The organism is Prevotella sp. lc2012 (assembly GCF_900107065.1).
Taxonomy (GTDB): domain Bacteria; phylum Bacteroidota; class Bacteroidia; order Bacteroidales; family Bacteroidaceae; genus Prevotella.
In genome coordinates, this window is sequence record NZ_FNUF01000004.1 from 216,414 (window position 1) to 241,970 (window position 25,557).

Consider the following 25,557-nt stretch of genomic DNA (forward strand, 5'->3'; position numbering starts at 1 on the left):
TTTTTTTTCTATATTCTGCTTTTTGTATGAGAATTGTTTGGCAGTTTATAGGGAAAGTCGTAACTTTGTGATTGATATCAACCATCAAACCTAAAACCGTTATGAACCAGAAGCAATTCTCACGAGCGTTGAAAGCTGTCGTCGTTATCATGGCTTTCGTCGCGTTCTTTCTTTTTTCCCATATAGCCTTTATCGAGACCGCAAAAGGTGATATCCATTCTGTGTTCGGATTCCTGGCTAATCTTGTGACGCCCGACGGCAGCATCTGGAATAAGATTGTGAAGTATATGCTGTGTGCTGTCATCCCTATCTTCACGATTCTGATTGTCTGTAGGGGCAGGAACGTTTGGGAGTGCTGGGGAGTACGAGACGGGTTTCTCAAAGGATGGTGTGTTGGGTTGATCTGTGTCTTACCGATGCTAGCATGTAATAGTCTTGCCGGCTGTTCGGAATTCTCTTGGGAGTACCTGTTGTTGGGCGCCATCCTACCGGGTTTGTTCGAAGAGTTGTTGTTTCGTGGTTTCCTCTTTGGACTGTTATTCCGATTCTGCCGATGGGGCTTGGTCTGGGCTGCCTTACCTACGGCCGTTGTCTTTACTATCGGTCATTTCTATCAGGCTCACGACCTTTTGTCGGGACTGCAAGTCTTTACCGTTACAGCTTTGGGAAGTCTTTTTTTCAGTTGGCTGTATGCGGAGTGGGGGACCCTATGGGTATCCATCGCCTTCCATATCCTGATGAACGCCATCTGGCAGCAGATACCTGTCGATGGAGTGACTTCCTCTATTGGCAATGTCGCTACAAATATCGGTCGTGTTGCCACAATCATTCTTGCCATCGTTCTTGCCTTTCTTTATAAGAAGAAACAAGGCAAGAATCTGTTTGATTATAAGATAATCTGACAAATAGTAATAACGAAAAAAATATGAAGAAGCTATTTCTTGCATGCAGTCTGCTGATGGTATTGACAGTCTGCCAAGCTCAGTCTCAGCGTGATGAGAGTGTTGACCTGCCGCGTGCAGAGACACCTGAAAAGGTTACGACGGCGATGGATGCGTTCTTTAGTGCCGCTGCCAAGGCCAAACTGGATGTCCATAGTGTGATGATTGTTAAGGATGGTGCTGTAATCTACAGTCATTGGCAGAGCAAGGGTGCTCCTAACGTTCCCCATGTTCTCCACTCCGTTAGCAAGACGTTTACCGCTACTGCTGTCGGCCTTGCCATCGCAGAGGGTAGGTTGAACCTCACAGACAAGGTCGTAAGTTTCTTTCCCGACAAACTCCCGAATGAGGTCAGTGACAACCTGATGGCCATGACTATTCGTGACCTGTTGACGATGACGTGTGGGCACGATGACGAGCCTAATCAGAGTAAACGAGAAGAATGGGTAAAAACTTTCCTGGCCCATCCTGTGAAACATACGCCTGGTACATTCTACTTATATAACAGTTTGGGCACTTATATGCTTTCTGCTATCGTACAGAAAGTGACGGGTGAGAAGGTGTTAGACTATCTGACTACCCGTCTCTTTGAGCCCCTTCATATCGACAAACCAAGGTGGGATGAGAGTCCACAGGGTATCAGTGCCGGTGGTTGGGGTCTTTATCTGAAGACAGAGGATCTGGCCAAGATGGGACAGCTCTTGTTGCAGAATGGTAAATGGAAAGGAAAGCAGATCATCCCCGCCGAATGGGTCTATGAGATGTCTAAGAAACAAGTTGAGAGTATCAACCCTGGCACCCGATTGGAGCAAGCCGAGGAGCGAGGTATGACAAAGGAAACCAGCGATTGGATGCAAGGCTACGGTTATCAGATGTGGCGCTGTCGACCTGGCTGTTTCCGTGCAGACGGAGCCCGTGGTCAGTATATCATCGTCGTTCCAGATAAGAATGCCGTCATTGCCATTACCTCTGATGTTGAGGATTTACAGGGAGAGTTGAATCTCGTATGGGAAAAGATTCTTCCTGCTATCTGACAGCAGGAAGAATCCATTGGTTATTGTTTATTTATCAGACTATGCCTTGCTACTTCCTGAGCGGTGATGACACGGTCACACCATTGGTCGAAGTCCGGGTCTTCAATCTGTAGTTCTGGATGGGCGAGGATATAGGATACACAGCGGCGTACCCCTTCGTCGAAACGGGTCGTGGCTTGGAAGCCAGGGACGGCTCTTTTCACTTTCGCACAATCGAAAACAACGGCCACAGCTTTGTCGCCTATGAGGTTGCCTATGTAATCCCATTCTTTAGGTGAGACGGCGGCAAGGAAATCTGAGGCCACATAATAGGGCTTGAACTCCACCCCAAGTGCATTGGCGACACATTGGTAGACTTGGTTCCATGTCAGGGACTCATCACTCGTAATCTGAAAAGCTTCACCGATAGCCTTTGGGTTACCTAATAGTCCGATGAAACCGCGGGCAAAGTCCTCATTCCATGTTAGTGTCCACAACGAAGAACCATCACCGTTTACGATGACGGGCTTCCCCTCCATCATGCGCTTCAGTACCTGCCAGCTACCCTTCGGTCCATGTACACTTACTGGCACAGCACGCTCGCAATAGGTGTGGCTAGGTCGGACGATAGTAACAGGGAAGGCTTCTTCACGATAGACCTTCATGAGGAGTTCTTCACATGCAATCTTGTTGCGTGAATATTCCCAATAGGGATTGGCAAGGGTGGTACCCTCTGTGATGATATGACTAGTGGCGGGTTTGTTGTAGGCCGAGGCCGAACTGATGAAAACATACTGACGGGTACGACCACGGAAGAGTCGGATGTCGCGTTCTACCTGTGAGGGTAAGAAGCCGATAAACTCACAAACGGCATCAAACTGTTCGTCGCCCAACAGTCGTAATACCTCGTCTGTATTGTCGATATCGACAATCACCTGTCTCACGTTAGCTGGCACTTCGTCTTTGCGCGTACCACGGTTAAGAAGCCATAGGTTATGACCTGCTGCCGCAAGCTGACGGGTGATGGCACTGCTGATGGTGCCAGTCCCACCTATTATTAGTATTTTCATCCTTTTGCCATTTGATAGATAGCTTCCATGTCTTCTGCCTTGAGAACCTTTAGGCAGCCGCAAGTGTGCGTATTGCCACGGCTACACTTACGAACCATCTCTTTAATCTCTCCGTCAGTGATCTCTCTACCGATGAGTTCTTTGATGTTGATAGGCATACCGATGGCATGGTAGAAACGCTCCATGGCCTCGATACCCTTCAGAGCTGTTGTCTCAGGATCGGTGAAATCGTTGGGAACGTCCATCACGTTTACAGCGAAGCGTACGAAACGACTCAGGTTCTCGTACATTACGTAGCGTGCCCAACTTGGCCATACTGCAGCCAGTCCAGCTCCGTGTGTCACGTCGAACATACCACTGAGCTCGTGCTCTAACTGGTGCGTGGCCCAGTCGTCGCTGACGCCGCAGCCTGTCAGTCCATTATGCATCAGGCTACCGCCCCACATAATCTGAGCCCGATAGCGATAGTTCTCGGGATTCTTCAGTACAGCAAAGATGGCGTTTTTCATACTGCGCAACGCAGCCTCAGCGAGATCGGTGGTTAGGTCCATGTCGTCGTCCTTGGTGAAGTATCGTTCCATCGTGTGCATCATCATGTCAGTAACGCCGGCAGCTGTCTGATAGGGAGGTAGGGTGAAGGTGCGCTCAGGGTTCATGATGGCGAACTTAGGGCGCGACAGATTGTTACTGTAACCGAGTTTTACATCGCCATCCTCATTGGTGATTACGCTCGACTCGCTCATCTCACTGCCGGCAGCAGGGATGGTGAGCACGGCCGCCACGGGTAGCATCGTCGTGGGTGTGGCCTTCCCCAGATAAATATCCCATACATTACCCTCGAAGCCGACGCCATAGGCGATGCATTTGGATGAGTCGATTACACTACCGCCACCGACGGCGAGAATAAAGTCGACACTTTCTTTTCTACACAGTTCGATACCCTGTTGTGCGAGTGATAGTCTGGGGTTTGGTACGACTCCTCCTAGCATGACATAGTCGATACCCTCCTCCTGGAGCAGATTACAAATCTTATCCAGAAGTCCAGAACGTTTGGCGCTCTGTCCACCATAATGAACCAGCACTTTTGAGCCTCCGTATTTTTTCACCAGATGCGCTACTTGTTCTTCCGACTGTTTGCCGAACACCACTTCCGTTGGTGCATAGTAATTGAAATCTCTCATATCGTATTTATTTAATTGTATTTGTTATCCATGGGATAGCATACACCCCATTTTTGGCGCAGACTATCCATGAGTTGCATGATGAAAAGGGTTTCTGCGTGCGGCATTTCACGTGGCTCAAGTCGTCCATCGATGAGCGCTTGCCTGCAAGCAGCGAACTGATATTCGTAGCCGGTAATCTGTTGAGGCACATGGATGTCTTCTACAAACTCACGGTCGTGGGTGTTGACCGTGATTTTCTGTGGATTATTGATATTGTCAATAATCAGGTTGCCGTCGGTACCTGCTATCACACCGATATTATCACCAACGCAGGCTGCGCTTGACTGCAGATTGCATAGCATACCGTCAGCCAGGACCATACTGATAGCGTTAGTCAGATCCATGCCGGTTTTGCTCTTCACACACAGACTCTCCACCTTCACGATGTCGGCAGGAAAAAACATCCTGACGAAGTTCAGGGCATAGACACCCAGATCGAGGAGAGCACCTCCACAGAGGTCTGGTCGCATGATACGGGGTTTGTCGCCCATCGAATAGCCTAGTGTGGCTGTCAATAGCCGTGGCATGCCGATTCGTCCGCTATCAATGAGGTTGCGTACGATGCCAACGGCTGGCTGGTAGCGTGTCCAAATGGCTTCAGCGAGAAAGATTCTTCGCTCGTGGGCTAGGTTGACGATTTCTTGAGCCTGTCCGTAGTTGGCCATGAAGGCTTTTTCCACCAAACAGGGTTTATCAGCCATCAGGGCGTCTCTGGTCACCTCATAGTGGTGCGAGTGGGGAGTACCTACATACACGAGGTCAACGTCCGGATCGGCATACAAATCAGCGTATGATCCATATGCTTTCTCAGTACCCCATTCATGTGCAAAAGAGTCTGCCTTCTCCTGTGATCGTGAAGCCACAGCATAGGCCTCGCAATCGTCCATCCCGTTAAGTGTGATGGCCGCTTTCTCTGCAATCCAGCCCGTGCCGACAATGCCGACACGTAGCTTCTTTCTCTCTTTCATATATCTGTTAGGATTAGTTTCTTATTTTTGGACGTGCGAGAGATGAAAAGGTTTAAAAAGAAATATGTGTCTGAGAGATAAATTTATACCGATTGTTTTGTCTGTTTGCAATAAATATATTAATTTTGCCGACGCAAGAACCGAAATTTTATTGAAAACAATGACAAAATGAAACGAAAGACTTGCAAAATGAGAACACTGGCAGTGATGCTGGCAGTGTTCAGTAGTGTTTCTGCCATGGGACAAGGGCAGAACAGTGGTGACATTGACTGGACGAAAGATTTTACCAGTCGTATTACGCTCAATGGCTATGCTCAGGGAGGTTGGTCGTACCAGAATCCTAACGGAAAGGCCACCAATGCCTATAACCTTAAAAGAACGCTACTATGGGCAAAGGCACGTATCACTGATCGTTGGTCGTTTATGTTCATGCACGACTTCTCTAGTGTGGTACAGGAGTTTTACACCGACTACAGAGTAACAAATAATCAGTCGCTGACCATCCGTCTTGGTCAGTTCAAGCATTCCTACTCAATGGAGAATCCGATGTCGCCTACCCAACTGGAACTTATCGACGTCTATTCGCAGGCAGTGCTTTATTTGGCCGGTGAGGGACCCGACCCCTTGAATGGCGTGAACTACGGTCGTGATATGGGAATTGAGGTCTTCGGTGATCTGGCCAAGGGTAAACTCCACTATGAGTTGGCATTGATGAGTGGTCAAGGTATCAACCGAAAAGATCGGAACAATCAGAAAGACTTTATCGCCAAGCTTGAGTTGCGCCCTGTTGATGGGCTGCGTTTCGTGGCTTCAGGCTATCTTGGCACGGGATGTGCTGTGGGTACAGCGGCTTGGAATCCTAGCATATCTGAGGGCGACAATTATAAGCGCAACCGTTATAGCGTGGGTACTGAGTACAAGACTCGTGCATATTCACCTGCAAAATACAAGGAGGCGCGTCCTGCTTGCATTCGTGCAGAATGGCTCGGTGGTAAGGACGGTAAGGTAGGTAGCATGGGTGGTTATGTAACGACCGCCATCCCCGTGGTTGACGCTCTTGATATAGTAGCCAGTGCCGAGACTTTCGACCGTAATACCGATGTCGATGGCTGGGATCAGACCAACCTCACGCTAGGTGTGCAGTACTGGTTCTATAAGAAGTGCCGTCTGCAGCTACAATACACCCGTTGTGTGTGTGGTGAGAATATCAGTTCTAATGATTACAATTGGCTTCAGGCTCAGGTGCAGGTAGCCTTCTAATCCTCTTCCATTCGAGGATATCGAGATAAACAATATAGAAATAATTAATTTGGTGCCTACATGAAGCCCGTTAGGCACTCCTTCCCTCGGGGAAGGTCGGGAGAGATAAATGTTCATCAAAATAATATTAACCATCATTTTTTTGGCCGTGATGATAGGGGTGGGACTATACACCCGTAAACAGGCAAGTAGTGTAGAAGGTTTCGTGCTAGGCGGTCGTGCTGTCGGTCCTTGGCTGACGGCCTTTGCCTTTGGAACCTCATATTTTTCGGCAGTAGTCTTCGTTGGCTATGCCGGACAGTTTGGATGGAAATATGGTCTGTCGTCAGCCTGGATTGGTATCGGCAATGCCATCATCGGTTCCCTTCTGGCATGGATTATTTTAGGTCGTCGTACACGACTGATGACCCAGCATATCGAGTCGCGAACGATGCCCGATTTCTTTGGAACTCGATTTGATGATCAGGGCCTGCGTGTGGCAGCCTCCATCATCGCTTTTGTGTTCCTTATTCCCTACACAGCAGGTGTCTATAGTGGTATCTCTCGTCTTTTTGAGATGGGATTCGGCATCCCTTATGAGTACTGTGTCATCATCATGGCTATTCTCACGGCTGTATATGTGATTCTGGGCGGATACAAGGCCACGGCTATGAACGACTTCATTCAGGGTATTATCATGCTCTTTGGTATTGTGGCAGTCATTATCGCTGTGCTCAATGCTCAGGGAGGCTTGGTTACGGCTGTTGAAAAGTTAGCAGCCTTACCCTCCGATGCGGATCCGTCGGTGAATGGCGGCTTTGCGTCGTTTTTCGGTCCAGACCCGTTGGGGTTACTCGGTGTGGTTATTTTGACGTCGCTTGGTACCATGGGACTGCCTCAGATGGTGGGTAAGTTCTACTCTATCACCGACGAAAGCGCCATCAAACGTGGCACAGTCATCTCTACCGTTTTCGCTTTCATCGTTGCTGGTGGCTGTTATTTCCTTGGTGGCTTCGGACGCCTGTATGATCCTGTCATCGCTGCCAATGGAAAGATTGCCTTTGACTCAATCGTACCTGCTATGCTTGTTACTCTGCCCGATATCCTCATTGCCCTTGTGGTGCTCCTTGTGTTATCGGCCTCTATGTCGACACTGGCATCGCTGGTTCTCACCTCTAGTTCTACGATGACCCTTGACTTGATCTATCGTGACAAGAAAGCCGCTCCTGGTGAGGTGGAAGATGGTTCTATCGATGATATCGTGGCTGAGAAGATCGAGCGTCGTAAGGTGGTGGTCATGCGTGTGCTTATCATGTTCTTTATTGCCATCTCCTTGCTTATCGCCCTTAACCCGCCGACGTTCATTGCCCAGCTCATGGGTATCTCGTGGGGCGCTCTAGCAGGCGCGTTCCTAGCACCGTTCATGCTTGGCCTCTATTGCCGTCGTGTCACCACGGCTGCTGTCTGGGCCTGCTTTATATGGGGTGTTGGTCTTACGGTGGTGAATATGCTCGCAGGTAATCCTATCAATCCCATCAACTGTGGTGCCATTGCCATGGTGGGCGGCTTCCCGGTGGTGTGGATTGTCAGTCTATTCTCCAAAAAACTGCCAGAGAAGACTGTCGAGAGCATTTTTGAGTGCTATCTATAATCAACGAATATGAAAAAGAAAATCCTGACTTTATTGACCATCTGTCTGATATGTTTTCAGATGGTGTCTTGTTCAAATCGCTCGAAGAGTGCTGCGCCAGCAGTTACTGAGTCTTCACAGACGGAGGCCGTGGCCGATATCGCGCCCGATTTCTCTCTACCCGATCTTCAGGGTAACACACTGTCACTCTCGTCGCTCCGCGGCAAGTATGTGGTGCTCGATTTCTGGGGGTCCTGGTGTATTTGGTGTATTCGTGGTATTCCTCATATGAAGGAGGCCTATGCCAAACACAAAGATCGCATGGAGATCTTGGGTGTCGATTGTCAGGATACGGAGGATAAGTGGAAAGCAGCTGTCGAGCAATACGAGCTGCCTTGGCTGCAGGCGCGCTGTCCTGATGATAAATTGTCGGTGCTTGCTAAGCAGTATCAGATTGAGGGTTTCCCCACGAAGGCGGTTATTGATCCTGATGGACATCTGTTGAAGGTTGTCTCAGGCGAGGATCCTGCGTTTTACACCTATCTTGACGAACTTTTCGCCCAGTAAACAAAATAAAGAATCCCCATTATGGTGGGGATTCTTTATTTTTATTTTCCTATAAAAACTTGGCTTTCCTTTCTAATACGCGTGGTCGTCCTGGATTTCGTTCTTGTCGAGTTTCTTCTTGTCAATGGCACGCCAAGCGTAGACGATATATGCTAGTACGAAGGGCACAAGCAACGAGACGTAGAACATCGTCGTGAGCGTGAACTTACTGCTGCATGAGTTGGCGAGGGTGAGCGACGACTGTATGTCGGCTGTCGAGGGATAATAAGCTGTGCGATTCCACCCGGCACAGAGTAATAGGGTCAGTATCACGAGCACAGTTCCAACACCGGCAGGCCAGATGCCACTATTGTATCCCTTGGAGAGCACGGTCTTGCCAATGCCATAGAGCACGAACACAACCCCGATTATTAGAATAACGAGTAGATACCACATTGTGAGGAAGTTATTCAGGTACTTCATTGGCTCCAAGTATACGATACCCTCGGCATTGACGGCATATCCCTCTTTCAGCAGCAAATGGACGAAATAACCCACAAATAGTATCAGGAAGGGCACAGCGGAGCCTATCAGACGTACACTACCACGTGAACGAATATCCTCGTCGGCCACATTATTCATGACGTAGAGGATGCCTAACACACGTGTCAGAAATACTACAGCGAAGCCTAGTACAAGTACCCATGGATTGAGTAGGGCGTCGAGACCATGCGAGGTGTTTGCCCAGCGTGAGATAATAGGGGTAATGATACCTTCAGTGACAAGGTTGTCCTTCACGATAAGGAAGTTGCTGCCTTCAAAGAAGGTGGCAACGGCAGCCCCCAACAGTAATGGACCGACAATGCCGTTGAACGTGAGACAGAACTGGAAGATACGCGGGCCAAGGAAATTACCTAACTTATTTTGAAACTCGTAGCTTACGGCCTGGAGCACGAATGTAAAAAGAATGATCATCCACAGCCAGTAGGCACCCCCGAAGCTTGTGGAATAGAATAAGGGGAATGATGCGAAGAATGCTCCGCCGAAAGTGACAAGGGTGGTAAACGTGAACTCCCACTTACGACCAGTGGAGTTGTATACCAGGCGACGCCCCTCTTCCGTCCAACCGAGGGTGCGTGCCAAAGAGTTGGCTCCCTGGACAAAGAGTAAGAAGACAAGTAAGGCTCCGAGTAGTGAGACTATAAACCACCAATAATGTTGTAGAAATACATATGACATAATAACTCTTGTTTTGCTTTAATACTCAACGTTTCCTTGTTTGATCTGTTTCAGAAGAATGGTGATCTCGACAGCAAGTAGTGTGGTAAAGAGAATGAGGAACAGAAAGAATGTGATCATTACACTTGACGAACTCAAATCACTGACGGCCGCCCATGTGGGCAACATGTCTTGAATAGTCCATGGTTGACGACCGAACTCTGCCACAAGCCAACCGCTCTCAGAGGCAATATAACTCAACGGAATCATCGCAATGGCTGTGATATAATGCCACTTTGGCAGGGTTGTGATGTCCTTTTTGTACGATGCGAATAGGATAACGGCAAAGAATAAGATGAACAGACAACCAAGGCCTACCATGATGCGGAATGCCCAGAAATTCACAGGAATATATGGGACAATATCAGACTTGTCGCGAAGATGGCCGTAGCCGAAATACTGTATATTCTCGTTGAGTATGGATAGGTGGGTGTTCAGCGCAACCTCGTCTGCCTCGTCACTCTTAGCCTTACGGTAGGCGGCGAGGGCAGTGATGGCTTTCTTTCCACGTTCGATTTTCTCATCGACGGAAGGCTCCACCCGTCCGTCGGGGGTCGTGTAGCCGTCGAGAATGTCGTTGATGCCAGGGACGAATCCATGTGGATCGTTTGTCGCCATGAGAGAGAGGGCATAGGGTATTTCAACCTTCAAAGGTGTCTCTGTGGTCTTCTCATAGTCGGGCTGAATAAAAGGGTTTATCCATGCGACAGCCGTCAGTCCCTGATTTGTTCCACCGTTATAAAGTGCTTCCATTGCAGCCAGTTTCATGGGTTGTACCTCAGCTACGTCCATGCCTGATTTGTGACCTGTGACGGCGGTCAATATGGAAGCGACCAGCCCCACCGTCGCACCAATGCGGATGCTCTTCAGAGCAAGTTGGGTCTCTCGTTTTTTCATCAGATACCAGCAACTGACACCTACGCAGAATACGGCACCAATGATCCAAGCAGAAATGACCGTATGACAGAACTTGTCGATGGCGAAGGGGGAGAGTGCAACCTCGAAGAACGATACCATCTCGTTACGCATGGTGTCGGGGTTGAATTCACAGCCCACAGGGTACTGCATCCACGCGTTGGCCACAAGGATCCACCATGCAGAGATCGTGGCGCCCAGACCTGTGAGCCATGTGGAGGTCAGGTGGAAGCCTGGTGATACCTTTTTCCATCCGAAATACATGACGGCCACAAAGGTCGATTCCATGAAAAAGGCAACGATGCCTTCTACTGCCAATGGGGCACCGAAGATGTCGCCCACAAACCACGAGTAGTTACTCCAGTTGGTACCGAACTCGAATTCAAGGATGATGCCAGTGGCTACTCCCATGGCGAAGTTCACACCAAAGAGACGCTGCCAGAATTTCGCGGCATTCTGCCAGAAGTCAGCGACAGACCTGTCTGTCGTCTTTCCTTTGTCAAAGGCCCGCTTTGCACGGTAATAGTTTGTCTCGACGATACCCATGATAACCGCTAAACCGAGAGTGAGAGGCACGAAGAGCCAGTGGTAGATGGCTGTTAGGGCGAACTGCGCTCTCGACCAGTCGATCATCCCTGCATCGATGTTTAAGAATAGGTTGCTCATCATATGATTATTTTAGAGGTATGACATCGCTTTGGATGTTCCATTCGTCTTGCTTTAGTGACCAACATTAAAAATGTCCTCGTTCCACGAGTTCGTTCGCCACATAGCTAGCCTTGTCGCCGTCGGCATGCTGCTTGAGAAAGTCGGGCAAGAAGAAAAGTCTGAGAATGAAGAAGATGATAAACAGCTTGATGAGGATGATGGCCCATAGGGTCTTGCCAAGGCTCATTGAACGAAATCCTTCGTCATAGAGGTCGTATATCCTATACAGAAAGCTGTTATGATTCATAGACGTCAGTGCTATTTGTTGCAAATATACATCTTTTATCCATATATTCCAAGCAAAAAGAGGAGAAAACTGTAAAAATTGGTCGAAAAGTCGGTAAATATCTTAAAATTAAACATGGTTAAACTATTGAAGGTCAGTTTTCTTTGTTTTTCTCCACGAAAAACTATAATTTTGCACCGTGATAAAATAAACGAAAAGATATGAATAAGAAGATACTGATTCCTCTGATTATTGTGATACTGCTCTTATTGGGCGGTGTTGTTTACCTCTTTACAGACCTCAAAGAGCAGAAACAGGTGAATGCAGATATGCAAGAGTTGGCTGCTCTTGACAAACAGGAGATGGAGAATGAATATGAACGCTTCGCCTTGCAGTACAGTGAGATGAAGATGCAGATTAATAACGACTCGATCATCGCCCAACTGACACAGGAGCAGATGAGAACCCAGCAATTGCTGGAGGAGTTGAAACAGGTGAAGGCCACCGACGCGCGTGAGATAACACGTTTGAAGAAGGAGTTGGCCACCGTGCGTGCCGTATTGCGCGACTATGTGATGCAGATCGACTCTCTGAACCGCTTAAACCAAAACCTGAGGGCAGAGAATAGTCGTGTGCATGCCGAACTTCAACAGCGTAATACGGAGATTGCTGGTCTGAGCAGTGAGAAAGCTTCCCTGTCGGAAAAGGTCGCCATCGCTGCACAACTTGATGCTACGAATATTCAGCTTCAGTTGTTGAACAAGCGCGGAAAGACTACCCAGAAATTGAAAGACTGTAGGCAGATGCGTGTAAGTTTTGCCATCACTAGGAATGTGACGGCCGCTAATGGCAACCGTACGGTCTATGTGCTGATACAGAACCCTGGAGGTAATGCCTTGACAGGTGGTGGCGCATTCGCCTATGAGAACCGCACTTTGGAGAGCTCTGCGAAGAAGGTTATCGAGTATACTGGTGAGGAGACGCCTGTTACCGTGTATTGGAATGTGTCGCAGATGTTGGAGGCTGGCGACTATCGCGTGAGCATCTTCGTCGACGGCAGTATGATTGGTTCGCGTACATTTACCTTTAAATAAGAACATGGACAAGAGAATTGCTATCAGCTTTTGGCTTTTAGCCTTTGGCTTCCTACCGGCTGGTGCGCAGCGTATTCTCTCGCTCGACAGTTGTAGGCAGATGGCGTTGCATAACAATAAGCAACTTGGAATCTCGCGACTGAAGCAGGACGTGGCGGCCAATATTAGGAAGTCGGCACGTACGAAGTACCTGCCGCATGTGAGCGCCATTGGCACTTATCAGTACACCAGTGAGGAAATCTCACTGCTGAGCGATGTTCAGAAGCATACCCTGCCGTATCTGGGAACGGGAGTGATGACAGGCATGCAGCCTCAGTTACAGGGTTTGGAGGGCTCGTTCTCACAGTTGGGTAACGCTCTCGTTCAACTGGGAATCCCTGTGCAGAATGTCCAGCAGATGATGGGCGGCATGCAGTCGAACATGAATGACATGATGACAGGTCTGGAGGGGACTCTCAACAGCGAGGGAAAGAAGATTGTCGATGCCTTGCGGACAGATACCCGTAATGTGTTCGCTGGCTCTGTACTGCTCACCCAACCAGTGTTTATGGGTGGAAGTATTATCGCTCTGAACAAGATCGCCGATTTGGGTGAGGACATGGCAGAAAATTCCATGGCAGCGCACCGACAAGCTACGCTCTATAAGATAGACCAGACTTATTGGCAGGTGGTGTCATTGTACCATAAGAAAAAACTCGCAGAAGGCTATCTTGATCTTGTTAGGAAACTCGACTCCGATGTTCATAAGATGATTGACGAAGGCATTGCCACGAAGAGTGACGGCTTGAGTGTTGATGTGAAGGTGAATGAGGCCGAGATGGCACTGACACGTGTCAATGACGGACTGGTTCTCTCTCGGATGTTGCTTTGTCAGCTCTGTGGACTACCACTTGACGAGCAGGTGGTTCTCGCTGACGAGCAGACAGATCAGATTGCCGTGGTTGAGTTGGCACCGAAACTTGATATTGAACAAGCTGTTGAGCATCGTCCTGAGCTGAAGATGTTACAGAACACTGTTGATATCACCAAGCAGGCAACAAACGTTCTCAAGGCAGGAAATCTACCACAGGTGATGCTCATGGGTGGCTATGCAGTGAGCAACCCGAATCTGGTGAATGGTTTCGAGAAGAAGTTTGCCGGTTTCTGGAATGTGGGTGTGATGGTGCGTGTGCCACTTTGGAACTGGGGCGATGTGATGTATAAGGTACGCGCTTCAAAGGGGGCAACCTCTATCGCCAGTCTGGAACTGGCTGAGGCCCGTGAGATGATTGAGCTGCAGGTGAACCAGACAACTTTCAAAGTTGGTGAAGCCAATAAGAAACTGGCTATGGCACAGGCAAATATCCTGCGTGCCGATGAGAACTTGCGTACAGCCAACCTCGGCTTTCGTGAGGGCGTGATAACACCGACCACGGTGATGGAGGCACAGACGGCTTGGTTACAGGCGCAGTCTCAGAAGATCGACGCAGAGATTGACGTCCGACTCAGTCAGGTTGATCTTCAAAAGGCGTTGGGAACGTTAGAATAATGATAATATTTAATAGCTAATAGTAAAAAGCTAACAGCCAAAAGCATCATAAAATGTCAGCAAAGAGTCAACATAAGAACATTTTACTTGCCATTATCGGATTTGTGGCAGTTGTAATCATTGTAGCCATCATCGGAGTTCTGGTCATCGACCGTGATCCTGATGTGATACAAGGACAGGTGGAAGTGACCGAGTATCGCGTATCGAGTAAAGTACCAGGACGTATCCTCGAGTTGCGAGTAAAAGAAGGCGACTACGTGAAAGTGGGCGACACGCTGGCCATTCTCGACGCACCAGAGGTGCGTGCTAAGATGGAACAAGCGCAGAGTGCAGAGAATGCCGCCGCTGCCATGGAACTGAAGGCGCAGAACGGTGCCCGTAAAGAACAGATCCAAGGTGCGTTTTCCGTACTTCAGCAGGCGAAGGCCGGACTGGAGATTGCGGAGAAGTCATACCACCGAGTACAACGTCTGTATGATGAGGGCGTGATGAGTGCGCAGAAGCGCGATGAGGCCTATGCCAACTATAAGGCAATGGAGGCACAGGTGAAGGCGGCACAAAGTCAGTATGATATGGCTGTCAATGGTGCTCGTCGTGAGGATAAGTTGGCTGCTGCCGCTCAGGTGGGGCGTGCAAGAGGTGCTGTCAACGAGGTAAACTCATATATCCATGAAACAGTGCAAGTGGCTCAGATCGAGGGCGAGGTCAGCGATGTATATCCAAAGGTTGGAGAACTCGTTGGTACGGGTTCACCGATTATGTCTATCTCTGTCATGCAGGATATGTGGGGAACGTTCAATGTCCGTGAGGACCAGTTGAACGGCTTGCAAATGGGTACAGAGTTTACTGCTTTTGTTCCTGCTTTCAACAAAGATATTAAAATGAAGGTATACTACCTGAAGGATCAGGGTTCATATGCTGTATGGAAGGCTACGAAGGCCAATGGTCAGTATGACTTGAAAACCTTTGAGGTGAAGGCTCGTCCAGTGGATAGGTTGGATGGCCTGCGTCCTGGCATGTCTTTGATTGTCAAGAATTAAATGAAATTCCTCACCCAGATATGGCAGATATCGAAGCGTGAATGTAGGATTCTGTATAAGAATCGCATTTACGGCTTCTGTATGGTTGTTTTCCCCCTGTTGGCCATGGTGTTTTTCACTTCGCTGATGGATGAGGGATTGCCAGAGAACATGCCTGTGGGTGTGGTCGATCTTGATAATACAACAACCTCGCGCGGATTGATTCGTCGTCTCGATGCTTTCCAGAGTTCGGAGGTGGTGGCCCACTATCCCTCGGTGGCAGAGGCGCGTCGTGCCATTCAGCGCAACGAGATATATGCATTCCTATATATCCCCAAGGGTACGACAGACAAGTTATTGGCTAGTCGTCAACCCAAGATCTCCTATTATTATAATATGGCCTCGGTGATGTCGGGGTCATTGCTGATGAGAGATTTGAAAACCATTTCCACCCTTGGCTCGGCGGCTGTAGGACAAGCCACGATGCGTGCGAAGGGCTATACGGCAGGTCAGATACAGGCGTTCTTGCAACCTATTCGGATTGATTTGCATCAGATAGCCAATCCTTGGACCAACTATAATGCCTATCTCTCGACGGTACTTGTGCCTGGTGTGATGATGCTTTTTATGTTCCTGATATCCGCCTATTCGTTGGGTATGGAACTGAAGTTCGGACGGGGGAAGGAGTGGTTGGCGATGGCCGATAAGAATATTGTGGTGGCCATCATGGGAAAATACCTGCCTCAGGCACTGGTGTTTCTCACATTGATTTTTGGCTATGAATTCTATATGCTCCATATCATGGGCTTTCCCTATCAGGGACATACGGCCGACATCATCTTGCTTTGTGTGTTGGAGGTGTTCTCCAGTATCGGTTTCGGCGTTTTCGCCTTTGGCCTGATGCCTTCGCTCCGTATGTCGATGAGTGTCTGCTCGCTATGGGCCGTGCTGAGCTTCTCGTTAGCGGGATCAGCCTTCCCTGTGATGGGTATGGATGCTGCCATCCAGGCTTTGACGTGGTTGTTCCCGTTGCGCCATTACTATATGATCTATCAGATTACGGTATTTAACGGTTTCCCGTTGATTGATGCCTGGTTCCATCTGGCGGCCTTGGTGGCCTTCACTATCCTGCCTTGGCTGGTTATCTCGAAAATTAAGAATGCAATGCTGACCTATGTCTATATTCCATAAACTACACGGACTGATCCAGGATGCCTGTTACATCTGGTATGAGGAGATGAAGCAGGTGTTTCGCGATGAGGGAGTACTCATCTTCTTTATCATCGTACCGTTGGCCTATCCGTTGCTATATTCATGGATATATAATAATGAGGTGGTGCGCGAGGTGCCTGTGGTGGTCGTCGACCAGTCGCATAGTCATCTGAGTCGTCAGTTTATCCGTGAGTGTGATGCCTCACCTGATGTGAAGGTGGCCTATTATGCAGAGGATTTGGACGAAGCGAAAACATTGGTGAGTCGTCAGGTGGTGAAGGGTGTCTACCTCATCCCCTCCGATTTTTCTACGCATATCAACCGCATGGAACAAGCTGTGGTGGGTGTATACTGTGACATGTCTCTGATGTTGACTTACAAGGCCATCTACCAGACAGCCGTTGCTGTCACGCAGTCGATGGGGGCGGAGATACAGACGAAGTTAGCAGGTAACTATACTGTTCGTGAGGATCAGATTACCACCAAGCCTTTAGCTTTCGAGGATGTGCCGATCTTCAATCCGGCTGGTGGATATGGTAACTTTATCATCCCTGCCGTGCTGATGCTGATACTCCAGCAGACACTCGTACTGGGTATTGGACTCTCCGCAGGTACCGCTCGTGAGCGTAATCGTTATGCCGACCTCGTACCTATCCACAAGTGCTATTCCAGCGTGGGGCGAATTGTGGGCGGTAAGGCATTGTGCTACCTGATGGTTTATATGGTCATGGCAGCTTATCTCACGATGGTTGTGCCACGGCTGTTCTCCTTCTTAACGCTCATACACTGGCAGGATCTGTTGCAACTGATGATACCCTATCTGCTGGCCTGTGTGTTCTTTGGTATGACTGTATCCTGTCTGGTTCGCTATCGTGAGAACGTGATGTTGCTCATGGTTTTTGTGTCTCTGCCGTTGCTGTTCCTGACAGGTGTCTCATGGCCACAGAGTAATATCTCGGGCTTCTGGCAAGGTGTCTCATGGCTGTTCCCTAGCACCTTTGGTGTGCGAGCCTTTGTTCGTATGAACACCATGGGGGGAACGCTGAGTGATGTGCTTCTGGAAGTCCGTTATTTGTGGATCCATGCTTTCGTTTATCTGATTGCTGCCTGTCTGGTATATGGTCATCAGCTTCGTGAGTCGCATCGCCATGCCAAAGAGCGTTTGGACTATCTCCGTAAGAAAAGAGAAGTTCGCCTGCTATTAAAGCAAGCGAACCTCAACCATTCCGATTCAAAATAGATTTGATATAGTATCCTAATAGGCATTCTTATCGTGTTTGAAAAGCGCCAGGAAAGTCCGTCGTATGATGCGTAGGTCGAGCCAGATGTTCCAGTGCTCGATATACCAGATATCGCGCCTGACACGTTCCTCCATCTGCCAGAGTTCTTTCGTCTCACCACGAAAACCCGTAACCTGTGACCACCCTGTTATCCCAGGCTTCACAATATGTCTTACAGGATATTTGTCTATGAGCTGTGTGTACATCTCCGTATGACTGAGCATGTGTGGTCTTGGTCCCACGATACTCATATCTCCTTTGAGTACGTTCCACAACTGTGGCAGTTCGTCGATGCTTGTCTTCCGCAGGAAATTGCCGAATGGGAACTTGCGTGCGTCATTTTCCGTCGCCTGACGGCTGTCAGCCTCTTTGTTTATGTGCATCGAACGGAATTTGTAGATCATGAACGGCTTTCCGTCTAGTCCTGTTCGCAACTGTCGGAAGAATAGAGGGCCAGGACTCTGTCGTTTGATGATCAGGGCGATGAAAGGCATGAATAGTCCTACCAATGCTAACATGAGTGCTGACGCCACGATGTCGAAAAGTCGTTTGACGATTCTGTTCTGAGGATACTGTAGCAGACTCTTGTGTGTGGTGTACACCTCGACGTCGGAGAAACTCTCTCGTTGCAGATGCAGTTGCAGTGATTCGGCCGAGATGGGGATATAGTAGAACTTTATCATGTGCTGGTCACAGAACAGCGACAGTCGTTGTATGAAGTCCGTCTCTTTTATAGGCAGACAGACGTACAGGTCGTCGCCCATCTTCAGTTGATCTGACTGTTCGAGATGATCTATCAGGAATTGAGTGGTTCCCAACCATTCCAGTTTGGGGTGTTGCTTATAATTCTCGTCAGCACTTTCGCTATTGTCTTTGATCTTCTTGTCTGCATAATAACCTATAATTTTGTAGCCAGTTGTAGGGTCATTTATGAGCAGATGGTATACGGACAGCATACCAGGGTCAGAGCCAACGAAGGTGATGGTGCGTGAGTTACCACCTCGTTGACGATACCATTTGATAGCGGTTCTTTCCGTGAGTCTCAGTATGAGGATAAGGATGAAGCAGACTGTTCCTTGTTCCAGAAGAACCCATCCGACAGGTATCCGCAAATCTACCCATTTCATCAGCAGATAAGCAAGGACAGCCTGTGTCATTGTCAAGAATACGGTACGCTGGAGCACTTCTCCACCCGATACGACCCGTTTATGGATGATGGTGTGGTTATGCCATTGACTCACTGCCATCGCGATGTTGCAGATCAGGATGAAGAGCCTGATCTGTTCCAAACGCCATCCGCCAACTCTGGGATGCCAGGCGAGGAATGCAGCCAGTACAGCATTCAATACTACAAAGTCGCCTGCGATGACGGAGCACTTGATCAATGTGTTTGTCTGATTGTTTTTTCTCATGATAATCTCTCCCTAATGATATTTCCGAGGAAACGAATATTGCCGATGAGGTATCTCCGCCACATCCGTCTGGGTTCTTTTACCAGTCTGTACAACCACTCCAGGGCGTGATCCTGCATCCACTTCGGAGCTCGCTTCATGGTACCAGCATAGAAGTCGAACACGGCACCGATCGTTCCCACATGGCAGTGGATATTCAGTTCTGCCCAATGCTCATACGCCCATTTCTCCTGCTTAGGTGCTGTCATGCCAATCCATAGGAGATCTGGGTCAGCCTCGTTGATAGCGTTGACGATGGCTGCATTATCCTCGTCGGAAAATACCTGTTTATAGGGTGGCGAGTAGGTCACTACTTCTAGGTTCGGATAGTTGATAGCCGCCTTCTGCCGGATGCTGTTCAGCACCTTCTCTGATGAGCCCATGAACATCACCTTGTTTCTCTCACTTTCGGCATCTCCTTGAGCACTGTTTCTCTCGAGCCTGTCCATCTCGAAGGCAAACAGATCCCATCCGGCTATCCGTTCTTTAGGCTGTGACTTCGCTTTCAACCAGCGGCAGGCCTTCACGATCGATGCGCCATCTGGTATCAGGTAGTCGCCTTTCGTGAGGGCCTCAGCAAAGAGACTGTCCTTCTGTGCCACATTGAATGAGTGCGCATTGATGGTGTTGATGAGCAGCTTTCCTTCAGGAATGGTCTGAAGCTCAGCTCTTGATTCTAATAGGTTAATGTCAGATAAACGCATGTTATACCTGTATAATAGTTTATAGATTAAAGAAGATCTCAGTAAGTTTGCTCTCGAAGGCCTCAAGCGTGAAAAGAGCCTTGTATCGACGGTAGCCCTCTTGTCCCATCATGATACGAAGCGACTGATTGTTGAGCAAACGCTCTAGATACTTCGCCAGATCCACGGGGTCGTTCTTCTCACAGATGAGGCCGTTTCCACCGTCTTTCACGATGTCGGCGATACCGCCCTCATCCGTCGTGACGATTGGCAGGCTGTGCTGCATGGCCTCAAGAAGTACCAGAGGGAAGCATTCGTTTTGGTAGAAGGTAGGGAATACAAACAGATCTGCGTCCTGCAGGAAAGCCTCCTTGTCAGTTCCGTATCGTTGCCCTTGATAGCTCACCTGTCCCTGCAGTCCCCTTTGACGGATCTCCTCCTCAAGGTGGACTGCGCCAATCTCTGCCGTCTCACCTCCCACGATGTCACAGACGAACAGACAACCCTTATCCTTGATAATCTTCAGGGCATCGAGCAATACCAGTACACCCTTTTCAATGAGCAGATTACTGAGAAACAGGATACGAGGTGCATTGTTGGGAATACCCCTTACCTCACGCAGCCCATGATTCTGAGCGATACCGTTGGCACAGATATACACATTCTCCCTCTTGACATACTTCTGGATGTCAGGGTAGAGCCTCTCCGAGAGCAGGATTATTTTCAGATCCTTGAAGAATCGTCGATACAATCGATGGTCGAGCCATCTGTCTTGGCGGGCAGACACCCCTTTGTTATGATAGTGTACCACAACTTGGCAGCCCATCCGCTTGAGCATCATCACAATCACATAGTCCTTGTAGAACGCTCCGCCCTTCGCATTGGCCGTCACGTATACCAGATCAGGGTGCAGGGTCTTCACTGTCTGCCGTATCTTACGGAGCAGTCGACAGAAGACGAGCATTTTCTTCATGCCCACCTTTCCTATATCCTCCAGACTGGTAGCAGTGGCCAGGTTGATATAACGACACTCGTACTGTGAGTTGATCAGCTCCGAGTCGTGGATATATTTCCCTACCATCGCAGCCCCATGTACTGGTGGTGGCATATGAAGGATGAACAGTATCTTTTTCAGGCCTGTCGTCATAATCCCATGATCTTTTCTAACTGTTTAATCTGATGGCTCAGGGAATACCTCTCCATATAGAATTTTGCCAAGTCAGTCTTTTCCTGTTCGCTAGGCGGATTCTGGAGTGTTGTCAGTATTTGCTTGGCTAGGTTTTCTGGCGAATGAGGGTCAAAAGTCGGTATCTTGTTACATGAAACCTCTTTTAGTACCTCGATATTTGATATCAGAACAGGTGTCTTGTTGACTGCAGCCTCGATGGGTGTCCACCCGAAGCCCTCCTGAAGCGATGGCGATACAAACAGGTCGGCATGCGAGTAAAGATAGCGCATCTCGCCTTCCGTCCGGAAGCTGTGGTCGAAGACAATTCTGTCACTCAACCCAAGTTCCTTAGAAAGTTTCTCGAGTTCCTTCCGTTCCTTTTCGCACTTATGATCTCCCTTGAGATAAAGAATGTGAGGAATATCGTTCTTGATCAGGCTGAAGGCATGGATGAGTAACTCTGCGTTCTTGGTTTGATGGAAACGGTTCACATCCAGAATATACTGTTTGTCGATAATATCCTCTATCGGCAGCTCTTGGTCAGTGAAGTCAAATGGTATACTGTTGTACACAATCTCCGACTCCTTACCGTCACGCCGTAGCAGTTCATCGTGCGTTGCCTTTGAGATAGATATCAGATGAGGGAATTTCTTGGTTAGCATGCTGCGATATCTGTGCCAGATGAAATAAGAAAGCATTCCTCTTTCCTTTTTGACATTGTCGTAAAGAATGAGGTCGTGTACGATTGCATAGTGTCTATAGGGCGGCGAGAAGTAGAAGAAACCAAACAGGTGTATGGGTAGAAGAACGGTAGATATATTCCGTATTTTCAATTCTTGTTTCAACTGACGTGGCAGGACGCCGAGCAGGCGATAGTATGGTCGCCATGAAGTAAACATCTTGTCGCGGTCCAGTACAATCTTCTCATACTTCTGGCCAACGAATTGGTCAAGGGTGTCCTCCATCTCTTGCCATAGGAGAACATGTATACGGCAATGGCCATATTTCTGGAAGCCTTGTATCAAGCGGGCAGCATAGATAACAAGTGATCCTGAGGCTACAAACGCTTTCTCTATGTAGGAGCAGTCGATAAGCAGATTCGTCATCTCTTTCAAAGCAAAAAAATGATTTGCGTGTTATACAACGGGTTTGACATCTATATAATAACTATTCAATGGCGGTAAGACCTTGATCCGTCGTAGGTAGTCAGTTATGTAATTCTTGGTCTTGAGTATTAATGACCTGTTATCCACTCTGTGATTCTTCCACTTCGTCAAATCCTGATAATAATAAAAAGTGCTATTGAATGGATGAGGAAAGCGAATATATGATTCCCAGGGCTTGAAGTTAGCAGCGAAATGTACGATAACAGGATCCTTTCTGGCGTCTATAATCTCCTGTTGGTCTTTTCTCTTCTCCAAAGAGAACTGTTTATACAAATATCCGCTGACCAGATTGTACTTGATAGGTAGTGATACTTTCTGATTCCAGAACACACCATTCAAGATATCCTGATCATGGAAGGTCAACACGTCATGGTGGCTCTCCATGAAATCTGTCAGCTGCTGGGAGATGTTATGCTCCCGCCAGTATCCCAGATTGATCAATAGCACTCCTGCATTAAAGTATCCTTTATCCGATGGATACCCTAATCGGGCGTCATAATGAATGTCCGTATGAAGGGAGTCGTTTACCGCTGCAACTGCATAACCTGTAAGGTCCGTATTCCATAGTGATAAGAGTGAGTGCCTGACAATCATGTCACCATCCAGATAGAGTATCTTATCAATGTCCTTTGGAAGTATGTCTGTCAAGAACAGACGATAATAGGTCGCATAAGTTAATCCATGCCTGTTGCCTGTGGAAGGCAGTTTGTCGTTCTTCTTTTTGACTGTGTAGAACATTATGTTCACGTGTCTCTCAAAGACTTTTATATTGTCTGTCAGATCATCTTTGTCTTTCTGCGTAACGCTGTCGTCTGTCACAACGTGGAAAGTGATATCCATTTCCTGGTTATTGGCGCATACAGAATACATCATCACACCAGATGGCATGACGAATCCATGATCAAAGCATATTACGATATCCATTTCTTATTATAATCTGTCGTTAATATATACCTATCGCTCATTTACCTCGGAGCAAAGTCGGACTTTCCTCGGAGCAAAGTCCTAGTTTGGTAAGATTACCAATAACATCCGTTTTCTACATGTTCTGCACCTTGCGGAATATCCTCAGCGTGGGGCGATACCCAATGCTCGTTATAGAGGCCCCAGTCGTTCCATCTTTTCCCCTTGATGCCGAAATAGATCTGCAGCACGCCACCTAGATGGATGGCCTGCTTACCCATGCGCTTGACATGAGCTGCCAGAGGGAATCCGTAAGCACCACAGCCTATCAGCGCAATATCAAAGTCTGCTTTTTCTATTTCGCGCTTCATATAGTCGAGTGCCTCAAACCATGTTTTATAGCCAGCTTGATGACCTGCGATGGTTTGCACAGCTTTGATTGTTGTTAGAGATGAGAATTTGGGAATGGAATCAGTCCGAGCGAACAACTTGGTCCTGTTTTCCCTGTATTGCTGTTCTATCGTTGAAGCAAAAGGATGGATGACCAACACCTTTTTCCCCTTAAGATACTTAGTCCAGAAGGCTTTATCCTCTGGATGGATGTTGGTGTCTGCGAAAGAAGCTTTATAGGCGTTCTGAAGTTCTTTTTTCAGGAAAATCTCCTCAGGGCGCCATGAGAACAGCACGTCCACCTGCCTCATGTCTGTCGTCATCAGACTGGCGAACTGTCGCAGGCTTTCCTTGGAGACAGGGAAGAAACCTGCGTTTCTGTGCATGCAAGTATAGACGTATCTTTTTAGGAAGGGAGCTAATAAAGGATACTTAGCATATAGCACAGCTTTAATCTCCACAGCGCCAAACCTGGCTGCCATGAAGGGCTTGTCCGACTCGATACTCCTTCCGATATAATCCCAGCTCTCCTGTCCTCTGGTCTTGGGTAGCATCAGGTTCCTGATACGAAAGATGGTGGCTCTGAGTGCATTATTCTTCATTTCCTTAAAACTATATCGATACTATCCTTGGCATAAGAGACAGGCAGTTCTTTTTCTTGTTTGAAGGATTGATAAGAACGAATATAATAATTAAAGATGGCGCAAAATACGAGGCACGTTGATAGTGTGAATGAATTCATACAGTTTTCAAAGAACATATGAGTCATTGTGCTAAAGACGGAGGCAGCACAGGCCACAGCCATTAGCCGCAGGTCTTTAGGATATCTTTTGGAAGAATATCTGATACATTTTCTGATTATGCCACCAAAGAAAATAAGCAAAAAGGATGTTCCTATGATTCCTATCTCACATAAAAGTAACAGCCAGTCATTATGCATGAGGGGGAATGCTCGCTTAAACTCGTTCTGATCTGATTGCAGAAAGGCCTTTACAGATCCCTGTCCTGCGCCTATATATGGAGCTTTTTCATAGTATTTGTCTATCATAAGCATCCAGAAGGCAATACGTCCATTTGTGTTGATATTGCTTGCTGCATTCTCAGAATCAATATACTCGCTTCCCTGGCTGTCACCACCTGTCATTTTCTCTTTGAATGACGGGATACTGATAATTAGGGCAATGCTAGCGATGATGGCCATGAAAGTCGGTATGACAGCTTTCCATCGATAGAGTAGAAGAGAGAATGCTATCATACCAACAGTGATACCTAAAAGAGGCGTTCTTTTTACCCAGAATATAGCAGGTAACATGCATATGATAAAATGTATGATATATATCTTTTTCTTAGTGGTGAGATATAGGATTGCAGGAATAGAACACATCGCCATGCCATAATAGGGATAAGCAATTCTATGAGGATAAAAAGGTAATCCAAGTACTAACAGGACCAGTGTGGCATTCGATATGTAAGTGAAAAGCTTTGTAACATCGGATTTTGTCCTGATGGCAGTGGTGGCTAAGGCATAATAGAAAAGAGGCATGACATACATAAACAGTCCTGGGATTCCTCTTATTGGATGCTTAGAATATGAGAGAGAGACGCATGCAAATATATAGAACATTAGATACCATCTACAATCCTTTATAACAGTCTTTTTGAGTTTGATAAGGGAAAAAATCAGAAACATCTCAACTGGCCATACATAAAGTGAGTCCTCAATGTAACTTAGCATGTAAGCAACAAGGAAAAATGATAATAGTTTCAAGGGCTTATTCTCGTACTTGCTAGAAAGGATGCAGAACCCTCCATACAAAACTACAATCGCAGCTAAGATATGTGCCAGTTTAAGATATTCCATCTATTACATATATATTATAGCCATCTCTTCTTAACCTATCAGTTT

General features: G+C 47.7%; 23 protein-coding genes. 10 read left to right on the forward strand and 13 right to left on the reverse strand.

The annotated features are described in order from the left end of the window. Positions 1-101: 101 nt before the first annotated feature. Both BLU99_RS09650 and BLU99_RS09655 read left to right on the forward strand, forming a co-directional pair. A complete protein-coding gene (locus tag BLU99_RS09650) occupies positions 102-902 on the forward strand; it encodes a CPBP family intramembrane glutamic endopeptidase (RefSeq protein WP_091901512.1) in 801 nt (266 codons plus the stop codon). Positions 903-925: 23 nt separating this feature from the next. After that, entirely contained in the window at positions 926-1,975 is a 1,050-nt protein-coding gene (locus tag BLU99_RS09655; protein WP_091901514.1) for a serine hydrolase domain-containing protein, read from the forward strand. A gap of 20 nt (positions 1,976-1,995) precedes the next feature. Here BLU99_RS09655 and BLU99_RS09660 read toward each other — a convergent pair whose 3' ends face one another. Genes BLU99_RS09660 through BLU99_RS09670 form a run of 3 tightly spaced genes read right to left on the reverse strand, consistent with a single transcriptional unit; the run spans position 1,996 to position 5,215 of the window. Continuing rightward, on the reverse strand, positions 1,996-3,024 hold the full coding sequence (locus BLU99_RS09660; RefSeq protein ID WP_091901516.1) for an SDR family oxidoreductase: 1,029 nt from the start codon (positions 3,022-3,024) through the stop codon (positions 1,996-1,998). Then, positions 3,021-4,205, reverse strand: a complete 1,185-nt coding sequence (locus tag BLU99_RS09665) for an iron-containing alcohol dehydrogenase (RefSeq protein ID WP_091901518.1) — start codon at positions 4,203-4,205, stop codon at positions 3,021-3,023. The genes BLU99_RS09660 and BLU99_RS09665 overlap by 4 nt, the downstream gene beginning before the upstream one ends. 11 nt (positions 4,206-4,216) lie before the next feature. After that, complete coding sequence (locus BLU99_RS09670) at positions 4,217-5,215, reverse strand: Gfo/Idh/MocA family protein (protein ID WP_091901520.1); 999 nt, start codon at positions 5,213-5,215, stop codon at positions 4,217-4,219. A 189-nt stretch (positions 5,216-5,404) separates the two neighbouring features. Between BLU99_RS09670 and BLU99_RS09675 the strand changes: the two genes are divergently transcribed. The 3 genes from BLU99_RS09675 to BLU99_RS09685 all read left to right on the forward strand — a co-directional run bounded on the left by BLU99_RS09675 (position 5,405) and on the right by BLU99_RS09685 (position 8,651). Further along, positions 5,405-6,475 (forward strand): porin, encoded by a 1,071-nt coding sequence (locus BLU99_RS09675; RefSeq protein WP_255397537.1) that lies wholly within the window; start codon positions 5,405-5,407, stop codon positions 6,473-6,475. Between the two features lie 109 nt (positions 6,476-6,584). Continuing rightward, positions 6,585-8,105, forward strand: coding sequence for a sodium:solute symporter family transporter (locus BLU99_RS09680; protein ID WP_091901522.1), 1,521 nt, complete (start codon positions 6,585-6,587; stop codon positions 8,103-8,105). 9 nt (positions 8,106-8,114) lie between these two features. After that, positions 8,115-8,651 carry a TlpA family protein disulfide reductase gene (locus BLU99_RS09685; RefSeq protein ID WP_091901524.1) on the forward strand — a complete coding sequence of 179 codons (537 nt, stop codon included), beginning with the start codon at positions 8,115-8,117 and terminating at the stop codon, positions 8,649-8,651. Between the two features lie 72 nt (positions 8,652-8,723). Here the strand turns inward: BLU99_RS09685 and BLU99_RS09690 are convergent, their stop codons facing one another. From BLU99_RS09690 to BLU99_RS09700, 3 genes are all read right to left on the reverse strand, one after another. After that, a complete protein-coding gene (locus BLU99_RS09690; protein ID WP_091901526.1) occupies positions 8,724-9,869 on the reverse strand; it encodes a cytochrome d ubiquinol oxidase subunit II in 1,146 nt (381 codons plus the stop codon). A gap of 18 nt (positions 9,870-9,887) precedes the next feature. Next, entirely contained in the window at positions 9,888-11,489 is a 1,602-nt protein-coding gene (locus BLU99_RS09695) for a cytochrome ubiquinol oxidase subunit I (RefSeq protein WP_091901629.1), read from the reverse strand. A gap of 67 nt (positions 11,490-11,556) precedes the next feature. After that, positions 11,557-11,778, reverse strand: a complete 222-nt coding sequence (locus BLU99_RS09700; RefSeq protein WP_091901527.1) for a DUF4492 domain-containing protein — start codon at positions 11,776-11,778, stop codon at positions 11,557-11,559. A gap of 200 nt (positions 11,779-11,978) precedes the next feature. Here BLU99_RS09700 and BLU99_RS09705 point away from each other — a divergent pair, with 200 nt between their 5' ends. The 5 genes from BLU99_RS09705 to BLU99_RS09725 are packed head-to-tail and all read left to right on the forward strand — an operon-like array spanning position 11,979 to position 17,850. Further along, positions 11,979-12,851 (forward strand): hypothetical protein, encoded by an 873-nt coding sequence (locus tag BLU99_RS09705; protein ID WP_091901529.1) that lies wholly within the window; start codon positions 11,979-11,981, stop codon positions 12,849-12,851. 4 nt (positions 12,852-12,855) lie between these two features. After that, positions 12,856-14,379, forward strand: coding sequence for a TolC family protein (locus tag BLU99_RS09710; protein WP_091901532.1), 1,524 nt, complete (start codon positions 12,856-12,858; stop codon positions 14,377-14,379). A gap of 53 nt (positions 14,380-14,432) precedes the next feature. Continuing rightward, the gene (locus BLU99_RS09715) at positions 14,433-15,419 is read left to right on the forward strand and encodes an HlyD family secretion protein (RefSeq protein ID WP_091901534.1); all 987 of its coding nucleotides are present in this window, start codon (positions 14,433-14,435) and stop codon (positions 15,417-15,419) included. Further along, on the forward strand, positions 15,420-16,589 hold the full coding sequence (locus BLU99_RS09720; RefSeq protein WP_091901536.1) for an ABC transporter permease: 1,170 nt from the start codon (positions 15,420-15,422) through the stop codon (positions 16,587-16,589). Further along, positions 16,573-17,850, forward strand: coding sequence for an ABC transporter permease (locus BLU99_RS09725; RefSeq protein ID WP_091901538.1), 1,278 nt, complete (start codon positions 16,573-16,575; stop codon positions 17,848-17,850). Before BLU99_RS09720 ends, BLU99_RS09725 begins: the two co-directional genes overlap by 17 nt. A gap of 15 nt (positions 17,851-17,865) precedes the next feature. Here the strand turns inward: BLU99_RS09725 and BLU99_RS09730 are convergent, their stop codons facing one another. The 7 genes from BLU99_RS09730 to BLU99_RS09760 form a co-directional block, all read right to left on the reverse strand. Beyond that, the gene (locus BLU99_RS09730) at positions 17,866-19,302 is read right to left on the reverse strand and encodes an exopolysaccharide biosynthesis polyprenyl glycosylphosphotransferase (protein WP_091901540.1); all 1,437 of its coding nucleotides are present in this window, start codon (positions 19,300-19,302) and stop codon (positions 17,866-17,868) included. Continuing rightward, positions 19,299-20,045, reverse strand: a complete 747-nt coding sequence (locus BLU99_RS09735) for a WecB/TagA/CpsF family glycosyltransferase (RefSeq protein WP_091901542.1) — start codon at positions 20,043-20,045, stop codon at positions 19,299-19,301. The genes BLU99_RS09730 and BLU99_RS09735 overlap by 4 nt, the downstream gene beginning before the upstream one ends. Positions 20,046-20,064: 19 nt before the next feature. Then, a complete protein-coding gene (locus BLU99_RS09740; RefSeq protein WP_255397538.1) occupies positions 20,065-21,171 on the reverse strand; it encodes a glycosyltransferase family 4 protein in 1,107 nt (368 codons plus the stop codon). Further along, entirely contained in the window at positions 21,168-22,298 is a 1,131-nt protein-coding gene (locus BLU99_RS09745; protein WP_091901544.1) for a glycosyltransferase, read from the reverse strand. The genes BLU99_RS09740 and BLU99_RS09745 overlap by 4 nt, the downstream gene beginning before the upstream one ends. 30 nt (positions 22,299-22,328) lie before the next feature. Next, entirely contained in the window at positions 22,329-23,282 is a 954-nt protein-coding gene (locus BLU99_RS09750) for a glycosyltransferase family 8 protein (RefSeq protein WP_091901546.1), read from the reverse strand. Positions 23,283-23,377: 95 nt separating this feature from the next. Then, positions 23,378-24,253, reverse strand: coding sequence for a GT-D fold domain-containing protein (locus BLU99_RS09755; protein WP_255397539.1), 876 nt, complete (start codon positions 24,251-24,253; stop codon positions 23,378-23,380). Continuing rightward, positions 24,250-25,512 (reverse strand): O-antigen ligase family protein, encoded by a 1,263-nt coding sequence (locus BLU99_RS09760; RefSeq protein WP_091901548.1) that lies wholly within the window; start codon positions 25,510-25,512, stop codon positions 24,250-24,252. The genes BLU99_RS09755 and BLU99_RS09760 overlap by 4 nt, the downstream gene beginning before the upstream one ends. Positions 25,513-25,557: the final 45 nt, after the last annotated feature.